The 17,066-nt window shown below is 58.6% G+C and carries 16 protein-coding genes; 5 read left to right on the top strand and 11 right to left on the bottom strand.

Annotation, left to right across the window (positions count from 1 at the left end):
- The 6 genes from JP75_RS09180 to JP75_RS27005 form a co-directional block, all read right to left on the bottom strand.
- Positions 1–337, bottom strand: a 337-nt coding sequence (locus tag JP75_RS09180; RefSeq protein WP_201772918.1) for a DUF421 domain-containing protein, incomplete at its 3' end; no start/stop codon positions are given.
- A 9-nt stretch (positions 338–346) separates the two neighbouring features.
- Complete coding sequence (locus JP75_RS09185) at positions 347–1,303, bottom strand: TIGR03885 family FMN-dependent LLM class oxidoreductase (protein WP_035082131.1); 957 nt, start codon at positions 1,301–1,303, stop codon at positions 347–349.
- Positions 1,300–1,896 carry a cysteine hydrolase family protein gene (locus JP75_RS09190; protein ID WP_035082135.1) on the bottom strand — a complete coding sequence of 199 codons (597 nt, stop codon included), beginning with the start codon at positions 1,894–1,896 and terminating at the stop codon, positions 1,300–1,302. The genes JP75_RS09185 and JP75_RS09190 overlap by 4 nt, the downstream gene beginning before the upstream one ends.
- Positions 1,889–2,719: an ammonia-dependent NAD(+) synthetase gene (gene nadE, locus JP75_RS09195; RefSeq protein ID WP_035082138.1), complete on the bottom strand. Its 831-nt coding sequence runs from the start codon at positions 2,717–2,719 to the stop codon at positions 1,889–1,891. The genes JP75_RS09190 and nadE overlap by 8 nt, the downstream gene beginning before the upstream one ends.
- Entirely contained in the window at positions 2,716–2,847 is a 132-nt protein-coding gene (locus JP75_RS27210) for a hypothetical protein (RefSeq protein ID WP_280113989.1), read from the bottom strand. The genes nadE and JP75_RS27210 overlap by 4 nt, the downstream gene beginning before the upstream one ends.
- Positions 2,848–2,929: 82 nt before the next feature.
- The gene (locus JP75_RS27005; RefSeq protein WP_084587571.1) at positions 2,930–3,184 is read right to left on the bottom strand and encodes a DUF892 family protein; all 255 of its coding nucleotides are present in this window, start codon (positions 3,182–3,184) and stop codon (positions 2,930–2,932) included.
- Positions 3,185–3,244: 60 nt separating this feature from the next.
- Between JP75_RS27005 and JP75_RS09200 the strand changes: the two genes are divergently transcribed.
- Positions 3,245–5,359, top strand: coding sequence for a catalase (locus tag JP75_RS09200; protein ID WP_035082141.1), 2,115 nt, complete (start codon positions 3,245–3,247; stop codon positions 5,357–5,359).
- On the opposite strand, the gene JP75_RS09205 is transcribed toward JP75_RS09200, so the two are convergent.
- The 3 genes from JP75_RS09205 to JP75_RS09215 are packed head-to-tail and all read right to left on the bottom strand — an operon-like array spanning position 5,356 to position 6,833.
- Positions 5,356–6,057, bottom strand: a complete 702-nt coding sequence (locus JP75_RS09205; protein WP_035082145.1) for a DUF72 domain-containing protein — start codon at positions 6,055–6,057, stop codon at positions 5,356–5,358. The genes JP75_RS09200 and JP75_RS09205 overlap by 4 nt on opposite strands.
- Positions 6,058–6,073: 16 nt before the next feature.
- Positions 6,074–6,556, bottom strand: coding sequence for a YidB family protein (locus JP75_RS09210; RefSeq protein WP_035082149.1), 483 nt, complete (start codon positions 6,554–6,556; stop codon positions 6,074–6,076).
- A gap of 22 nt (positions 6,557–6,578) precedes the next feature.
- The gene (locus tag JP75_RS09215) at positions 6,579–6,833 is read right to left on the bottom strand and encodes a GlsB/YeaQ/YmgE family stress response membrane protein (protein WP_035082152.1); all 255 of its coding nucleotides are present in this window, start codon (positions 6,831–6,833) and stop codon (positions 6,579–6,581) included.
- 946 nt (positions 6,834–7,779) lie between these two features.
- Here JP75_RS09215 and JP75_RS09220 point away from each other — a divergent pair.
- Positions 7,780–9,843 carry an ATP-dependent helicase gene (locus JP75_RS09220; RefSeq protein ID WP_035082155.1) on the top strand — a complete coding sequence of 688 codons (2,064 nt, stop codon included), beginning with the start codon at positions 7,780–7,782 and terminating at the stop codon, positions 9,841–9,843.
- A 130-nt stretch (positions 9,844–9,973) separates the two neighbouring features.
- Here JP75_RS09220 and JP75_RS25815 read toward each other — a convergent pair whose 3' ends face one another.
- Complete coding sequence (locus JP75_RS25815) at positions 9,974–13,024, bottom strand: putative Ig domain-containing protein (protein WP_160194665.1); 3,051 nt, start codon at positions 13,022–13,024, stop codon at positions 9,974–9,976.
- 153 nt (positions 13,025–13,177) lie between these two features.
- Here JP75_RS25815 and JP75_RS25820 point away from each other — a divergent pair, with 153 nt between their 5' ends.
- Positions 13,178–14,011, top strand: a complete 834-nt coding sequence (locus JP75_RS25820; RefSeq protein ID WP_160194666.1) for a hypothetical protein — start codon at positions 13,178–13,180, stop codon at positions 14,009–14,011.
- Positions 14,012–14,890: 879 nt separating this feature from the next.
- A complete protein-coding gene (locus JP75_RS26205) occupies positions 14,891–15,082 on the top strand; it encodes a hypothetical protein (protein WP_152565784.1) in 192 nt (63 codons plus the stop codon).
- Positions 15,083–15,214: 132 nt separating this feature from the next.
- Here the strand turns inward: JP75_RS26205 and JP75_RS09240 are convergent, their stop codons facing one another.
- A complete protein-coding gene (locus JP75_RS09240; RefSeq protein ID WP_035082161.1) occupies positions 15,215–15,577 on the bottom strand; it encodes a response regulator in 363 nt (120 codons plus the stop codon).
- 161 nt (positions 15,578–15,738) lie between these two features.
- Here JP75_RS09240 and JP75_RS09245 point away from each other — a divergent pair, with 161 nt between their 5' ends.
- Entirely contained in the window at positions 15,739–16,911 is a 1,173-nt protein-coding gene (locus JP75_RS09245; protein WP_035082165.1) for a GAF domain-containing sensor histidine kinase, read from the top strand.
- Positions 16,912–17,066: the final 155 nt, after the last annotated feature.

A 17,066-nucleotide genomic window follows, 5' to 3' on the forward strand; every position in this document is an offset into this window, starting at 1 on the left:
TAATCCAAGACCCAAACTGCGCCAAATGATCTGACGACGGACAGCTTCGAGCGATACCGAGATCGATCAGTTTGTTTGCCACCACGACCACCGTGACAACCAGCAGACAATGCAACAAGGGAACGTCGGGATAGAACATGGCGTCGCCCACGGCCGAGCCCAACGCGATGACCAGCAGAAACTCCACAGTGGAAAGCTGTCCGATTGCCCTGCTGCCGAGCCATCGCAGCAACGCGAGAGTGTAGCTATAGATAATGACCGTGCGGATGACAATTTCCAGGAGGAAGGTCGGCGGTTCATTCCCGATCAGCATGCCCTGCCAGTCAATTCCACTCATCGCTGCCCTCTACGTGATCGAGACTAGATGTTTGGCCGCCATATCTATGAAGGCTCGCTGATTTCGACCCACGCAATGGAGATGGATTGCAGCTGGGCCTAGGCCAGCAAGCGCCTCTATCTCATCACGATGGCAAGCGGGATCCGACGAGATTGCCACGCATTGGCGAAGGCGTTCCTCCGTGACCATCTTCCCAACAATATCGAAGTCGCGTGGCTGGCGCAGATCCCACGCAGCGTCACCGCCAACTGATGGCGCGCTCCATTGGTCCAATGCCTCAGCGATTGCTGTCTCCTCCTGCGGAGCCCAGGACAAGGCATGCTGGATGTGGACCGGTTTGCCCTCTCCGCCGTTTTCTCGAAATGCATCGACCACGCGACTGACGGTCTCGATGTCGCCACCTGTTGTAAGAAGCCCATCGGCCCACTGGCCGCAAAATGCAGCGGTCGCCGGTGTTACCGCAGCGCCCAGCAACGGAATCGGCTTCAAAGGTCTGGAATAGAGCTTGGCCTCAATCACTGTGACCCTCCCACGGTGGGTCACAGTGTCGCCGCGGAATAGGGAGCGAAAAATATCGACGCATTCACGCAGCCTGGCATTGCGTTCGGCTTTCTCCGGCCAATACTCGCCGGTGATCGCCTCGTTGATTGCCTCGCCGGTGCCGAGTGACAGCCAAAGGCGACCGGGGAACATTTCGCCGATGGTGGCGGCAGCCTGTGCCAGCACTGCGGGGTGATAACGATAGCCCGGGGCAGAAATCATCCCGAACCCAAATCTTGTTGCCTGCATTGCAGCCCCGAGCCAAGACCAGGCGAACCCCGACTGCCCTTGGTGCTCACTCCAGGGATGGAAGTGATCGGACGACTTGGCACAAGCAAAGCCAGCCCTTTCGGCTTCCATGACCAGGCTGAGCAGTTCACTAGGGGCAAACTGCTCGTGGGAGGCGTGATAGCCGATAAGCGTCATGCAACCTCCTCCCAGTTGTCGAGCAGTTCTTGAGTGGTGCAGGCCGTGAGCTGCTGCCCGAAGCGGCTGTGGAACACGGTAACTGCGGCGTCATGGGTCTGGTCTGCGGATCCAAAGACCGCATCCGTGCATAGGATAGTGCGGTAGCCCAGGTCTACCGCACCCAGAACTGTGGCCATCACGCAAACGTCCGTCTCACCGCCAGAAACGACGAGCGTACCGACGCCGTCTTCTCGCAGCGTCTGGTCCAGATCGCCGAAAAGCCAGGGGGAGTATCTGTTCTTGTCGAAATGCTTGGCCGGCGGCACATACCGGGCGAGCGTCGGCACAATCTGAAGCATGTCAGGACCCAGTCGCGAGGTCACCATGGAGGGCCAACGATCATAATACTCGCACCACGTTCCCGTCTCATCCTCCACACGAGCGGGGGGTATGAACCGGGTGAAAATGGTGCTGGCGGGGGCACGGTCGACGATGGCTTCAATGGCTGGAAGAACTTTGCTCAGCCATGGGGTGTGCCAAGCGGTATCGCCGGCGAACATGTTCTGTACATCGATGCAAAGATGGGCAAGACGTCCGTGTCTGTCAGACATGGTGCAGACCCACCGGGGAAGCGGGCAATGCCCTTTTGTGAGCAGTGGCGCGATAGCGGGCGAGAATGATGTCCGCAACTCTGGGCTCTATGGATTTGCCTTCAAGGAAGTCGTCGATCTGCTCATAGGTGAGCCCGTGCGCGTCCTCATCGGGGCGTAGCGGCGCGAGATCCTCCAGATCTGCAGTGGGTATCTTTTTGACCAAGCTCTCAGGCGCTCCAAGATGGGCAGCGAGGGCCCGAACCCGCCGCTTCGTGAGCCCCGCGAGTGGTAAGAGGTCAGCTGCGCCGTCGCCGAACTTGGTGAAGAAGCCCATAACCGCCTCGGCGGCATGATCGGTACCGATGACGAGCGCCTCTGTGCCGCCGGCGAGGGCATATTGGGCGATCATGCGCTGGCGGGCTTTGACATTGCCACGCAGGAAATCGGCTTGGGCGGCGCTGGCCGAGGCAAACCCTGCCCGGCGCAGTGAATGCCACGTCGCATCAGTGGCAGGTGCGATATCGACTTCGAAGGTCAAATCCGGATCTATGGTGGCGAGCGCGGCATCAGCGTCAGCGGCGTCGGCCTGCCTACCGTAGGGCAAGCGCACGGCGATGAAACGGGCATTGAAACCGGTTGCGCGCAGTTCTTTGACCGATTGCTGAGCGAGGATGCCGGCGGTAGTGGAATCTATGCCGCCGCTAATCCCAAGTACCAAATTGTGAAGACCGGACCGCAACAGATAGGACTTGAGGAAGGCGAGACGGCGGGTTGCTTCATGCGCAACGTCGAATGACGGCTCTACGCCTAGCTCGCGAATGATGTCGAATTGACTGGTCATGCTTCGGGATTGTTGCTGTGCGGCATCGGGTTGGCGGGATGATCGCAGTGGCAACGGGCGCCCGAGGCAAACGGTTCCTGCGGATGCACGTGGATGTTGGCGCAATAGAACATCGAACGCGGCGCCATCTTGATCGCCTCGATGCGGGAAACTCGTGACGGATAAAAACACTCGGAGACGAAACTGCCCCGGGGAACATCCGCGGGGCCATCAAACTAGGCAGCCTTCGCGCTGAGCGCTGCCTTGGCTACGTTGGAGAGCTTTTGAGCGGTGGCGACCTCCTCCTGCAGTGTCGCATCGAACAATGCGACGGCCCCGTTGGGGGCCTGCTACTCGGCCCAAGTTGTTAGCGATGCCGTGACGGGCGATCTCATAGTGTTCGACCGCCTGGGCCGCAGCCACTAGGCCCGCGTCAATCGCAACGGTAGCCCTGGGGATGGATTCCGAAACGATCCGAAAATGCAGCCGGGGCGGAACGTTTGCCCTCCATCGCTATTGGTGGTTGACCATCATGCGGAGGAGATCATGGCAAGACGTCCGAAAACGACCGGCCTCGAAGAAGTCACGTATGGCGACCAGCCCCTGCGCCGCGGCCAGGGCGGGGAGACCCATCAGATTGCCGAGGACGGTTACGATGTCCTCACCACCCAGCAGGGCATTCCAGTCGCCGATGACCAGAACTCGCTTAAGCAGGGCGCGCGCGGCCCGACGCTGCTTGAGGACGCACACTTCCGCGAAAAGATCTTCCACTTCGACCACGAGCGTATTCCCGAACGGGTCGTGCATGCACGCGGCTATGGCGCGCACGGGTTTTTTGAGACTTACAAATCGCTGAGCAAGCTCACCCGCGCCGATATCTTCCAGCGCGAGGGTGAACAGACCCCCGTATTCGTGCGCTTTTCTACCGTCGCTGGTTCGAAAGGTTCGTTCGATTTGGCCCGCGACGTGCGCGGCTTCGCGGTGAAATTCTATACCCGAGAAGGAAATTGGGACCTCGTCGGCAACAATATCCCCGTCTTCTTCATCCAGGATGCCATCAAGTTTCCCGACATCATTCACTCGGTGAAGCCGGAGCCCGACAAGGCGTTTCCGCAGGCGCAAAGCGCGCATGACAATTTCTGGGATTTCATCTCCCTCACTCCTGAATCAATGCACATGATCATGTGGGTGATGTCGGACCGGGCTATTCCGCGCTCATTCCGCTTCATGCAGGGTTTTGGGGTCCACACCTTTCGGCTGGTAGATGGCAAGGGCGCGTCCAACTTCGTTAAATTCATCTGGAAACCCAAGCTCGGCATGCAGTCGGTGCTGTGGAACGAAGCCGTCAAGATCAACGGCGCGGATCCAGATTTCCATCGCCGCGACCTCTGGAGCGCCATCCAGACCGGCAATTTCCCTGAATGGGAATTGTGCCTGCAGGTGTTCGACCAGGATTTTGCAGATAGCTTCGACTTTGACGTGCTTGATCCGACCAAGCTCATTCCCGAGGAACTGCTTCCCGCCCAACCGGTCGGTCGCCTCGTGCTTGACCGCATGCCGGAGAATTTCTTCGCCGAAACCGAGCAGGTCGCCTTCATGACGCAGAACGTGCCACCGGGTATCGAATTCTCGAACGACCCCCTATTGCAAGGCCGCAATTTTTCCTATCTGGACACGCAGCTCAAACGGCTTGGAAGTCCCAACTTCGCGCAATTGCCGATCAATGCGCCTAAGTGCCCCTTCCATCACCTTCAGCAAGACGGCCACATGGCCATCCAAAACCCGCGCGGTCGTGCCAATTATGAGCCCAATTCTTGGGGGCCGGATATCGGCGGCCCAAGGGAATCCAGAGAACAGGGTTTTGAAACCTTCCCACAGGAGCCCGAAGGTCCCAAAGTTCGCCTGCGCCCTGAGAGCTTTGGAGATCACTATAGTCAGGCACGGCAATTCTTCATTAGCCAGAGCCTCATCGAGCAACGCCACATTGGCGACGCCCTGGTGTTCGAACTGAGCAAATGCGAGTTCCCCGCTATTCGCGAGCGCATGGTTGGACACCTACGCAATATCGATGCCGATCTTGCTCAGACCGTCGCCGACGGGCTTGGCCTCAAGACTCTGCCACCTGCGGCGCCCCCTAACCAGAAACCACGCACAGACCTGCCGCCGTCAGATTTGCTGAGCATTCTCAAAAACCCGCCGGCCTCCTTTGCCGGCCGCAAGATCGGCGTTCTCGTCACCGATGGGACAGACGCAAAGCTGCTGGCGGGCCTTGAAGATGCCGCCGCTGCCGAGGGAGCCAGCGTCGAACTGATTGCCCCCACAGTAAGCGGGGTGACACTAAGCGACGGGACCATGAAGCTGGCCCATCACAAGATTGATGGTGGCCCTTCGGTGCTATTCGACGCGGTCGCTGTCATCCCATCCGAGGAGGGCATTCTCGCTCTCCTCAAGCTTCCCCCAGCACGCGACTTCGTCAGCGATGCCTACGCCCATTACAAGTTCATCGCATTTGCCTCGCCGGCCACCAAACTTTTCGCTAAGGTTGGGATACCGGAAGATCTCGATGACGGCTTTATGGCAATGGACACCCCAACAGCTGCCGACGACTTCGTCGCACTCTGTCGCAACCTGCGGTTCTGGGATCGCCCCGACGGCGCCTAGCGCCGGCAGAGCCGCTGCAATTCCAGGGCGTCGCCAATAGCGGCGCCCGAAGCGGTATTGTCGAATATACACCACGATCCGGTTGCTGCCCTACTCAGCATCTGCTCATAGGCGGCAATTTGGTCGGCCGAATAGGCCGAATAATAGATTCTGGGCGCACCATGCAGCCGGACATAGACGAACCCGTCCAGCTTTACTGCAGCCCGCAGTTCGTCCAGTTGCGGATCGGCATAGACTCGATCAATACCAAAGTCAGAGAGCATGGCAATTGCATAGGGCGCAGCCCAGCTCCGGTGTCGCGGTTCCACAACGATACGTCCCGCGACACGCCGCCTCAATTCTCGGAAGAATGCCGTATCTCGTGCAGTGTCGGTCGGTAGTGATGGCGGCAGTTGCACCAGAACCGGCCCAAGCTTGGCGCGTAGCGGCGCGACATCGCCTAAAAATATATCCAGTTCGGCCTCTCCTCCATGAAGCCGCAGGTCATGGCTGATGGCTTTGGGGAGTTTGACCGCAAACCTGAAATCATCCGGCACCGCATCGTGCCAGCGTCGCCACGTCGCCTCCCGATGCCGGCGATAGAAGCTTGAATTGACCTCAGCGCCCGAAAAGACCCTTGCATAACGTTCAAGGCCGCTACCTTCGGCCTCGAAGTGATCGGACAGTGCGGAGGGAATGCTCCACCCCGCGGTTCCTATGACGGCGCCCGCGCGATCAGGAGAAACGGGTCGCCTCCGGTTCCGTGGGCAAACGACCCTCGGGGGTCATCTGATTTACCGCGTCGGGCAGCGTTTCCGAAAGTCGCTTCAACAACTCCTCCCTCGACAGCCCTGTCTTTTGCGTCAATTCGACAATGGTGTCTTCACCTAGCGCTTCTTCGAGGTCGGATGCTTCGACGGGTGCGTTGTCGCCTGTATTGATCCAGCTGTCGGCTTTGTCGCCGCGACCTGTCTGGCGGAAGCGATCCACCAAATCCCCAAGCCCGCCGCTAAGAACGCTGCCGCTCGCGGCACCGCCCAGCATGCCGCTAAGCCCGTTGAGAATATCGCTCAAGCCACCCGACTGCCGATTGGGATCAGCCGGATTGCCGCTCTTGTTTCCGAGTCCACTCAGCAGCTCACCAAGCTTGTCACGGTTCTGGTATCCCGCGACGGCGAGCAGGCCGAGTAGCGCGACCATTGAGGGCATTCGTGCCATTTCGTTCCTCCTTGCGTTTGGATCAAGCGCGGCGACGGGCGATCATGCCCCAGACGAATAAAACGATGATCGCGCCGACAATGGCGCCAATCAGGCCTGCGCCGTCGTCCGGCCCATACCAACCCAGAGCCTGGCCGAGAAATGTCGCGACGAAGGCGCCGACGATCCCCAGGATGGTGGTCATGATGAAGCCCGAGGGCTCGTTACTGCCCGGCATTATGAACTTGGCGATGATGCCAGCGACGAAACCAATGATGATTGTCCAGATGATACCCATGCCACACTCCTGATGTTACTGCCTGCAACGTGCGCGAGAGCATGACGTTCCTGCCTCGGTTCACAGAAGAGCGCTAAATCTCGACGGTTGCACGACGACGCTACGGTCAGAAACGTCTCGCGCACCACCTAGGGCGTGCGGCTATCCACGGCATGCGATGCGTCCGCTGATCGGAGCTTTATCAAGAGAAGGTTCTCGACTTCGCAGAGACGGCGTTTGGTCACGCCGAGTTCCTCGCGAGCTTCCACGCCAGGCGGCGGACTTTTGTGGAGGTCGGTCGCCGCAAGGCGCTATTCAGACCATTCTCAAAATCGCCCCCGGTGTGCCAGATATCTATCTCGGTGGTGAAGATTGGGAGCAGAGCTTCGTCGATCCCGACAATCGACGGGCATTGGATTTTGCGGCCCTCGCCCGGCGGCTGGTCGACCCAACTGCGGAGACAGATGCCAACTCCTTCTGACGCAGAAACTTTTCCAAATCCGTCGCCTGTGGCCGGCACCTTCACTCAAGGGACATATGAGCCGATCGCTGCGGGCTCAACCGTCTTGGCTTTTCGCCGATCCCACGGCCGCGAAGCCTGACGGTGTTTGCCGGCCTCTCGCCTATGCACAAGTCTCGATTGTCCGCACTTAATTTGACCGGAACTACCCTGGGAGGATCTCAAGAGCATCCATTTTGGACTCTTGGAGGGAAGCAACGCCCTTGCGAGTGCTATGTATTAATAACAGGGACCGCGAACCCATTGATGGCGGCTGCGAAGGATTGGTCGTGATAAGCGCTGGCGCGCGGCGCCTGACTTAGCGGACCTGTTCACTGTCCCACCGGGTTCCTGACTATACATACCAAGCCCCCGCAATGGCGATTGTGATGAGGCAATGTCCGCTGGGCGCTTGCGAACAAAAGGGGAATAGCTTCCCTTGGAGGCTTACCTCTGGGGAAACGATTCGTGCCTGCCGACACAAGTTATCTCGATGTGCTCAACACCAATCAGCGTGCGGCCGTCATCCATGGTGTCGGGGATCCCGTCCCAAAACCGCTTCTCGTTATCGCTGGCGCAGGGTCGGGCAAGACCAATACGCTCGCTCACCGCGTCGCCCATCTCATCGCCAATGGCGCTGACGCCCGACGCATCCTGCTAGTGACCTTTTCTCGTCGCGCAGCGAGCGAAATGGCGCGGCGCGTCGAGCGGATTGCCGGCAAGACGCTGGGCATCACTTCGGGGGCAGTGTCGGACGCCTTGACTTGGTCAGGGACCTTTCACGGGATTGGCGCCAGGCTCTTGCGCGAGCATGCTCACCAGATCGGCCTCGACCCCGCCTTTACGATCCATGACCGCGAAGACTCGGCGGACCTGATAAACTTGGTTCGCCACGAGCTGAAATTCAGCGACGCGGCCACGCGTTTTCCTACCAAGGGTACCTGTCTCGCGATCTACTCCCGGGTAGTCAACGCAAAGGCTGATCTTGATGAGGTGCTGAAGGCGGTCTTTCCGTGGTGCGCGATGTGGTCGAGGGAATTGCGCACTTTGTTCGGCGCGTATGTTGAGGCAAAGCAGCAGCAAAACGTGCTCGATTACGATGACCTGCTGCTCTATTGGGCCGGCATGATGGCCGAGCCCACGATCGCTCGGCAGGTTTCGGATTTGTTCGATCATATCCTGGTCGATGAATATCAAGACACCAACCGGCTGCAGGCCTCGGTGCTGCTCGCTATGCGACCCGATGGTCGTGGTCTGACGGTAGTCGGCGACGATGCCCAGTCGATCTATTCGTTCCGGGCGGCTACGGTCCGGAACATTCTCGATTTTCCGGGTGCCTTCACACCCGCGGCGGATATTGTCACGCTCGACCGGAATTATCGCTCTACCCAACCGATCCTTGCCGCGGCCAATGCCGTTATCGAACAGGCGTCGGAGCGCTTTACCAAGAACCTTTGGTCGGAGCGCGCTTCAGAAGCAAAGCCACTGCTTGTGACCGTGAAGGACGAAGCCGATCAGGTGGGCTATGTGGCAAAATCGATTCTTGCAGCGCGGGAGGCGGGAACGCCGCTCAAACAGCAGGCAGTGCTGTTCCGTACATCAAGCCACTCTGGTCCTCTTGAGATTGAGTTGACGCGTAGAAACATTCCATTCGTGAAGTTCGGGGGCCTGAAATTCCTCGATGCAGCGCATATCAAGGATCTGCTCGCTATTCTTCGCTGGGTGGAAAATCCGCGCGATCGCGTTGCGGGTTTTCGTGTGTTGCAACTTATGCCCGGCGTCGGGCCTGGCACAGCGGGCCGCGCCCTCGATGCCGTCGGTGCGCATGCTGATCCAGTTTGGGCCTTCTCCGAGATGCCTGCCCCCGTTAAGGCGGGTCAACATTGGTCAGATCTTGTGGCGCTGGCCCGGCGCATTTCGGGCAAGGAGGTATCCTGGCCGCTGCAAATAGCCTATGTCCGGCAATGGTATGAACCGCTTCTCGAGGCAGCATACGAAGATGCGTCAGTGCGCGTCGCCGATATTGCGCAGCTTGAGCAGATTGCTGCCGGCTATGCCAGTCGCGAGCGGTTTTTGACGGAACTGACACTCGATCCGCCTGATGCAACCAGTGATCGGCCGGGCGTTCCTCTTCGCGACGAGGACTATCTTGTGCTTTCCACTATCCATTCGGCCAAAGGGCAGGAGTGGAAGTCGGTGCACGTTCTCAACGTGGTGGATGGGTGCATTCCTTCGGATCTCGGTACCGGTTCCACCCACGAGCTCGAAGAGGAGAGGCGTCTCCTTTACGTCGCCATGACGCGTGCCAAAGACGAATTGCATCTCATTGTGCCGCAGCGCTTTTATGTCACGCAACAGACCAGAAGCGGGGACCGCCACCTCTATGCGCAACGCACGCGGTTTATTCCAAGGTCGATGACAGCGCTGTTCGACGATATTCTCTGGCCGCCAGTAACCCCGATCCGTGACGACATTCGCCCGGCTCGTCCGGCCGTCGTCGACATCGCCGCCAAGATGAGGGGGATGTGGTAATTGCCAATGTTATCTCAGATTTAGAAAAATGCGGGACGGACCAATGCTGCCGATGGCAAATTCATTGGACCTCTGCCATGGTTTATCAGTTAGCGACGTTAGCTCTCATTAGCTGCGGTTAGCGAAGGTCCTATTTCATGGGCACTGCAAGACGACCAGAGACACTAACGGCACTTCTGCCGGCATTGCCGATGCCGTCGAGGCCGATGGTTAAGCCAAAGTCAGCGCCGCTCGGCATGCCGGCATCAATACTGGCTTTGAGGCGCGCCTGACTATTTTCAAGCAGAAGATTTGAGCCGAAATCGGCGACCCCTTCGAGCACTAGTCCCAGGTCGACGGCAATTTCGCCCGCTGCAAAGCGATATGAGACGGCAGGGCCGATCGCGATTTGCCCGACGCCGGTCGTAATGGAGGGAATGGCAATCCCCAGCGCGTCGAGATAAGCGTCGCTTGTCTCGCCAAAATAGCCCAGGCTGGCCCGCGGGGAGAACGTCCATGGCCCCGAGGTCCATTGCCCCTCGATGGCGGCGCTCAAGAGCCAGCGCGTCGCTCCGAAGCCGTCTTGGTAAGATCCGGAAGGACTAATGTAGTTGTCGGAACGGCCAAAGCCGGCCAGAAGGTCGAGATAAAGATGCTCGTATAGCCCTATGGTCGCATAGGGCCCAACTACCCAGCCTGAGCCAGATACAGAGCCCGGCAACCCTGCTTCGCCTTGTATCATATGATCAAGTTGCACAAAGCCGCCCACCAGCAGGTCGGAACCAACAAGATAATCAGCCCCTATGCTTGCCAGCACTAACTGGCCATCTCGGGGAGCGTTGATCTGAGTGAAGGTGCCTTCCATCCAGATGTCGAATGGACTCGACTCAATATTACCGGCTGCGGTCTGAATTGCGTTGAGGCTGGTCGATGACTGGAGCGTGCTTCCGCGGGCTATTGCAGGCAGGTAGTTCATAAGCATCTGGCCGATATCGGCTCCGGCCGAAATTCCGTTTAGCCGATTGATGCGGCGCTGCATGTCCGGTTGATTTGAAAGAATCATCGACGCCCGCATTTTGATGAAATCTTCGATAAGCGCCGTCGTTTCTTCGCGAGAGCTAATGAAGGTGAAGACGCATGTGAGGCTTTCGCTGGCATCAATGACAATATTTGCCGAGCGGCCGGGGATATCGACGCTGCTGTCACTGTCGTTGCAGGCAATCCCCGTCAGTGCAGTGCCGGCATCTCCCAGGTCATTTGCCGTGACGCGAAACGATCCAGCAGGCAGATCGATCGCGGTGCTGTTGCCGAGCCCCCCTGTTGTTGTGACAGTGAACGCATTGAGCAAAGGCTCAGGCGAGGTGAAGCCGAAAGTGCCGTCGACGTTGGATCGCACTGTGACGAATAGCCTGCCCGTGGCCCCTACAGTCAGGCTATAGGTTTGCGTTGCAGAAAAGGGACCGACGCCAGTCGATGTGTCCGTGGCCGTGACGGAAAAATTAAAGACCCCAGACGGGGTTGGCGTCCCGGACAAAGTTCCGGACGAAGACAGGTTCAGTCCTGGCGGAAGGGAGCCGGCAGAGACAGCAAAGGTATAGGGGGCTGCGCCACCGCTGGCCGTCAGGGTCTGAGAGTAATAGGATCCGGAATTGGCCGCCGGCAGGTTCGCGGGTGCTATTGCTATGGTGGGCGTAATAACCGTCAAGGGGAAATACCCTGCCACGCCGAACGGCGATCCCGAACCGGTCGTTGAATCTCGGGCAAGGATGGTTACGAAGAATGCCCCGGAGGTCGTCGGGGTGCCGGAAATCGTTCCGGCGGAAAAGGTCAGGCCGGTCGGCAGAGCCCCAGCAATGATTGAATAGGTATAGGGTGCTGTGCCGCCACCAGCGACCACTGTTTGCGAATAAGGCTGGCCCGCGGTGGCTGGAAGTAGGCTGGAGGGCTGCAGGGTAAAGTTCGGTGCGTAGATGTCGAGGCTATGGATCTGCGTACCCGTATGAGGCCCCGTTCCGCCGCTCGCATCCGTGGCTGTGACGCTGAAGGAAAATGAGCCGGTCTCGGTTGGCATGCCCGAGAGGAGGCCAGAGGGGGAAAGTGTCAGACCAGCGGGGAGCGAGCCTGCCACCGCATAGCTGTGAGGCCCCGTTCCACCGCTGGCGGCGATGGATGCGGAATAGAGGGCGCCCGCCCGCCCGTTTGGCAGGCTTGCCGGCGACAGCGTAATGGTGGGTGGGGCGACGGACAGGCTATATGCCTGGGAGCCGGTGATGGGGGTGCCGCCGGTGGAATCCCGGGCCGAGATGGTGAAGTTGAAAGTGCCGTCTTCGCGGGCCGTTCCCGAGATTGATCCGTTGGACGCCAGCGATAGTCCGTCAGGCAGCGCGCCCGAGTCGAGGCTGAAGGTGTAAGGCGCAGAGCCACCGGACGCTGAAATCATTTGCGCATAGGACTGCCCAACGGTTGCCCCAGGCAATGTTGGCGAGAGGCTCAGACTGGGTGGCGCGATCACCAGGGTATAGGGAATCGATGCCGAGTATGGGCCGTCGCCGGTCGTGGAATCCGCAACAATTACTGAGAATGTGTAGGATCCCGCCGAAAGAGGCACTCCCGATACCAGCCCGCCCGGCGTTATGGTGATGCCAGGCGGCAAGGTGCCGGAGACTGAGAAACTATAAGGTGCGGTGCCGCCGAACGCCGACAGACTCTGCGAGTATCCTGTGGCGACCACGCCTGGGGGGAGAGCGCCGGGGGAAACGGAAATCGTGGGCAACCCGATATTGAGGGTGTAGCTGTGCGAATCCGTTGCACCGACGAAGTCGGAAGCAAACACGCTGAAAATGAACGTGCCGCTTTCGGTGGGCGTTCCAGAAATCGTTTCGTTTGAAAATGACAGGCCTGCGGGCAAGGGGCCAGCAAGCGAGATGTGGTAGGGCGCGGTTCCGCCAAGCACAAAAAAGGACTGGTAATATGGGGTGCCAATAGTGGGATCGGGAAGGCTGGGTGGCGTTAGAGTGACCTGGGCCAAAGATGGGGCGATCAGGAGGAACGAGGTGACAAGGAGAGCGAACAGACGGACAAAACTGGCCTGGGTTGCGCTCTTCAAGCTCGCGAGACACAGCAAGATGTCCTCCCTCGAAGCCCGCGCACGGATTTTGGAATTTTCCGAAGCCCCCTCTGCCCTCCACAATCCTGCGATCATCAAATCGTTCTGCCCGGCTTCGTAGGGGTAAAGGCATATTCGCGCCAAGGTTGATAGTTCTGGCCGGCCGGCTAAAGTGCTGCCACCCCAAACTTTGCCTGTTTTTCGATGAGGATCATGCCTCCACGCGGCACAGAGGATGGCATGGGGGCGTTGGCACTCAGAGCCGATGCCCGCTTTCGCCAAACGGTAGTCCACTATTGCGAGAAGATGGTCGAACCTGCACCTGCAGGCTGGCCCGTGCGAAAACTGCTCAATCAGTTGGAGCGTTACTACTCGGCGTACATGCTGATCGGGCAATATTACGGCTGGCGTAACCATGGCGCTTCAGTCCCGAACCTGTCGCGATTACAGGCTACATCCGGCCAAAGTCCGCGACAGACCGCCAGCTTTTGCGCGACGCTGGAAGCGCGCGACCTCATTTGCGTCGAAGCTCTGGCGACCGATCGGCGACAGAAAATCCTCAGGCCTGCCGATAGCCTCATCCGTGAGGTGGGAAGATCGTGCGCTGCGTTCGTCGAGTCCTACGACGCCGTTACGGGAAGCGCCTTGGCCCCGCCGATTGAGCAAGATGCAGGCCTGCTGGGCGAGATGATTTACCTTTCGGCGACACGGGTGCGAGGGTCAGGAACCGTGATCGCCGAGTTTCCGATGGTCCTGGCTCTGTCCGGCTACGACTGCGGATATCCGCTGCTCGTCGCTTTAGTCCTGACCCACTACCGACGCAAATCGGGGAATGACAAGTTTTCTTTGACACACAGTGCTTTGGCGGACCGCTTTCAGGTTTCAGAGTCCCATGTCGGCAATGTGTTTGGCCGTCTGAGACAGGCAGGGGGCTTGGTGCCAGCGCGCGGAGCCGCGGATCCCGTCGTCACGGAAGAGCTTATCGACGAGTTTGAGCGTTGGTGTTCCGCGGAGATGGCGCACTATGCGCAGTTGGCTCAGAGGGCCAGGACCCTCTCCGATTCCAGTCATTTCCACGCTTAGCCAAGGCCCGCAACCGTAGGGCCTATTCGTTAGCTCGCCCAAACAGCAGCTCACTCCGACAGTCCCGGCGCGGTTGATACTTACCGATACAGGCTATTGAAGGGTGGTCGCCCTTGACCGCCGTTCGCCAGAAACCATCTCTTGCTTCGTCGATGTTTTCGACACTGAACCACATGTCGATCCAAATGTTTTTTGGTGAGAATAGCGATGGAAACTCAAGAGCTTAGAACTAGATCATCATACGCGTATGCGGTCGCCGAGTGGCAACCTGATATGGCTCGATACAGACGTGAAGTCGAGGAGGCGATCCGCACCCAAAAGGGCGATCCCCTTACCTTAGCCGAAATGGAATGCTCGCTGGATTTGGTAGATGCGGACTTGGCGGCGCTGCGGTCTGGAAAGCCAGACACCCGAACGTTGATGTCGGCCGACCTCGCGGCCGAAGTTCGAAGGGAGCTACAAGGCCTGATCACCACGATGCGATTGTATTGCAAACTGAACTAGGTGGGCTGCCTTCAAGCGGCGGCGCCCGAATAGGACGGGCCGCCTGTTCATGACATTGTTGCGAAGCTTAGAGCGGATACCACATTCCAAATATTGATCTGCGAAGGGTTGGATGCTCACCTTGATATTAACCGATATAGGTACGGCGCATCTTCCCATTATCTAGGCTTAGTCCTGAAATGGGGGGGAGCGACGGAACAATAGTCCCAGGGTTTTCATGTCGAAATCGCGTTTCACGGAGAGCTTCCCGCTATAGGCAGACCGCGCCAAATAGCATTTCGAAGGCGTGAGCAGATCCGGGATAAACTGTTTTGATCGTGACCGGGGAACCGGGCGGCGTTCCGCGATCTTTATGGTCGGTAAATGGAGATGACCATGAATCTGAACTGGACGACGCTATCCCCGGCTCAACGGACTGCCGTGTCATTGCTCTGTCGGCACCCGGTCTGTTCTCTGTCGCGGGAACTCGCGGAACAGCTGCTCAATCTGGGAATAGCGGAGGAAGCCGGCGACGGCAATTATTGCATCAGCGCTTTCGGCTCGACCCTCGCCCCACCGGCGCGCTGACCGCCAGAGAGCATACGGGCCTGCATTGCTGTTGAGGTGAGATGACCGTCATCGCAGAGGAAGTGGCAGTCGCATCTCAAGAGAGGCCGCATACCAGTGTGAAAAGTCTCCGGTCGGAGCGGGATGCTGGCGTTAGGCCAGCATCTCATTCATCGTTTCGATGATCTCGGCGCTCCGGTAAGGTTTGGAATAGAATACCGACCCATCGGGGATATCGGTGATATCGACGCTACGATGTCCAGAGACGACGATAATACGGATCGGTGGCCACCGATCTGCTACCGCCGCGGCAAGCATGAGCCCATCCATGGTGCCCGGCATATCTACATCGGTAATGATGATACGAATATCGCTTCGGGTTTCCAGAATCTTGACTGCTTGCGCCGCATTGGCCGTCTCGATCACAACAAAGCCCTCGGTCTCGAGATCGTCGACCAGCGCCATGCTGACAAGCGGTTCGTCCTCGACCACGAGGATGGTACTGGGGGATGTCATGGACCTTCCAGGGGTGTGAGGGGGGCCGGCAGTTGCAAAACTGACATCCTCGTCAACGGGCCTGGCTAGCTTACGATCCATCGCGTGACGATCACGATGAAATTCACGACCCTTCTGAGGGGACTGCATACGATGAACTCGGACAACCTTGAAGTTTGACCATGCCACACGACTTCCAGAATGACATCGACGCCATACAGAAAATTGCTGCCGTGCCAACCATTCTCGATGTCGTCTGCCGAGCCACCGGCATGGGTTTTGCCGCAGTCGCGCGCGTGACCGAAGAGCGCTGGGTGGCCTGCCAGGTCCTTGACGACATTCATTTCGGCTTGCCACCCGGCGGCGAACTCAAGGTCGAAACGACCCTCTGCCACGAAGTCAGGCAGCACCGTCGGGTCATCGCAATCGACAATGTCGCCGAAGATGCGACCTACAAGAGCCACCTCACCCCGCAAATCTATGGTCTGCAAAGCTATATTTCGGTGCCGATCATGCTGCCCGATGGACGGTTCTTCGGAACCCTCTGTGCCATCGACCCCAATCCACACAATGTCAACAACCCGCAGATCATTGGCACTTTCACGCTTTTCGCCGAGCTCATTGCCTACCATCTCGACGCAGAAGATCGGATCAACATAGCGGAGACGAAAGTCATTGATGGCGAGGCGTTCTCCGACCTCCGCGAGCAGTTCATTGCGGTATTGGGTCACGATCTGCGCAACCCCCTCGCGGGCTTGGAGGGTGGGCGAAGAGTGTTGGCTACGATGCATGACGACCCCAAGTCGGTTCGCATCCTTCGCCTGATGGGCGAGAGCGTGTCGCGCATGAGTGGCCTCATCGACAATCTGATGGATTTTGCCCGAGGTCGCTTGGGCGGTGGTATTGGCTTGCAACGCGTGGCCGATCAGCGGCTGGAACCTCTACTCGCCCAGATTGTCAATGAAATCAAAGCTGGCCATCCTGAGAGAGAAATCGAAATGCATTTCGACCTCTCGCGTGGGGTCGATGTAGATCGGGCACGCATTGGACAAATGTTCTCAAACTTGCTCGGCAATGCGATCACCCATGGTGCCCAAGACCAGCCAATTGTCGTAGAGGCAGCGATAACCGACGGTCGCCTCCTTCTGTCGGTGGCCAACGGTGGCCGGCCCATTCCTGCGGAGGCCCTCGATAGACTGTTTCAACCCTTCCAACGCGGCGAAGGCGAGAAGCGCTTCCATGGTCTGGGCCTTGGCCTTTATATCGCTTCCCAAATTGCCGCGGCTCATGGTGGCGCGATTGAGGTGTCATCCGATGCTCGGGAAACCCGCTTCACGTTCACCATGCCATTGTGACTGACACCTACGGGCCATGTGGATGCCCGTAGCGAGCAGCCAGCGGGCATTTCTTCCGACACTAAGGATCGGCTCCTCATCCTCATCATCAGCGACCACCCGTTAGACATAATCCGCTCGATCGAAAGCCGCGTAAATATCGGGCGGGACATTGC

This window comes from Devosia riboflavina, assembly GCF_000743575.1.
GTDB lineage: Bacteria > Pseudomonadota > Alphaproteobacteria > Rhizobiales > Devosiaceae > Devosia > Devosia riboflavina.

Bases quoted from the DNA above. Each gene is read 5' to 3' on its own strand.
- JP75_RS25815 (WP_160194665.1), bottom strand. From the start codon at position 13,024: ATGATCGCAGGATTGTGGAGGGCAGAGGGGGCTTCGGAAAATTCCAAA.
- JP75_RS09245 (WP_035082165.1), top strand. From the start codon at position 15,739: ATGCCACACGACTTCCAGAATGACATCGACGCCATACAGAAAATTGCT.
- JP75_RS27210 (WP_280113989.1), bottom strand. From the start codon at position 2,847: ATGGCGCCGCGTTCGATGTTCTATTGCGCCAACATCCACGTGCATCCG.
- JP75_RS09185 (WP_035082131.1), bottom strand. From the start codon at position 1,303: ATGACGCTTATCGGCTATCACGCCTCCCACGAGCAGTTTGCCCCTAGT.
- JP75_RS09190 (WP_035082135.1), bottom strand. From the start codon at position 1,896: ATGTCTGACAGACACGGACGTCTTGCCCATCTTTGCATCGATGTACAG.
- nadE (WP_035082138.1), bottom strand. From the start codon at position 2,719: ATGACCAGTCAATTCGACATCATTCGCGAGCTAGGCGTAGAGCCGTCA.
- JP75_RS26205 (WP_152565784.1), top strand. From the start codon at position 14,891: ATGAATCTGAACTGGACGACGCTATCCCCGGCTCAACGGACTGCCGTG.
- JP75_RS09200 (WP_035082141.1), top strand. From the start codon at position 3,245: ATGGCAAGACGTCCGAAAACGACCGGCCTCGAAGAAGTCACGTATGGC.
- JP75_RS09210 (WP_035082149.1), bottom strand. From the start codon at position 6,556: ATGGCACGAATGCCCTCAATGGTCGCGCTACTCGGCCTGCTCGCCGTC.
- JP75_RS09215 (WP_035082152.1), bottom strand. From the start codon at position 6,833: ATGGGTATCATCTGGACAATCATCATTGGTTTCGTCGCTGGCATCATC.
- JP75_RS09240 (WP_035082161.1), bottom strand. From the start codon at position 15,577: ATGACATCCCCCAGTACCATCCTCGTGGTCGAGGACGAACCGCTTGTC.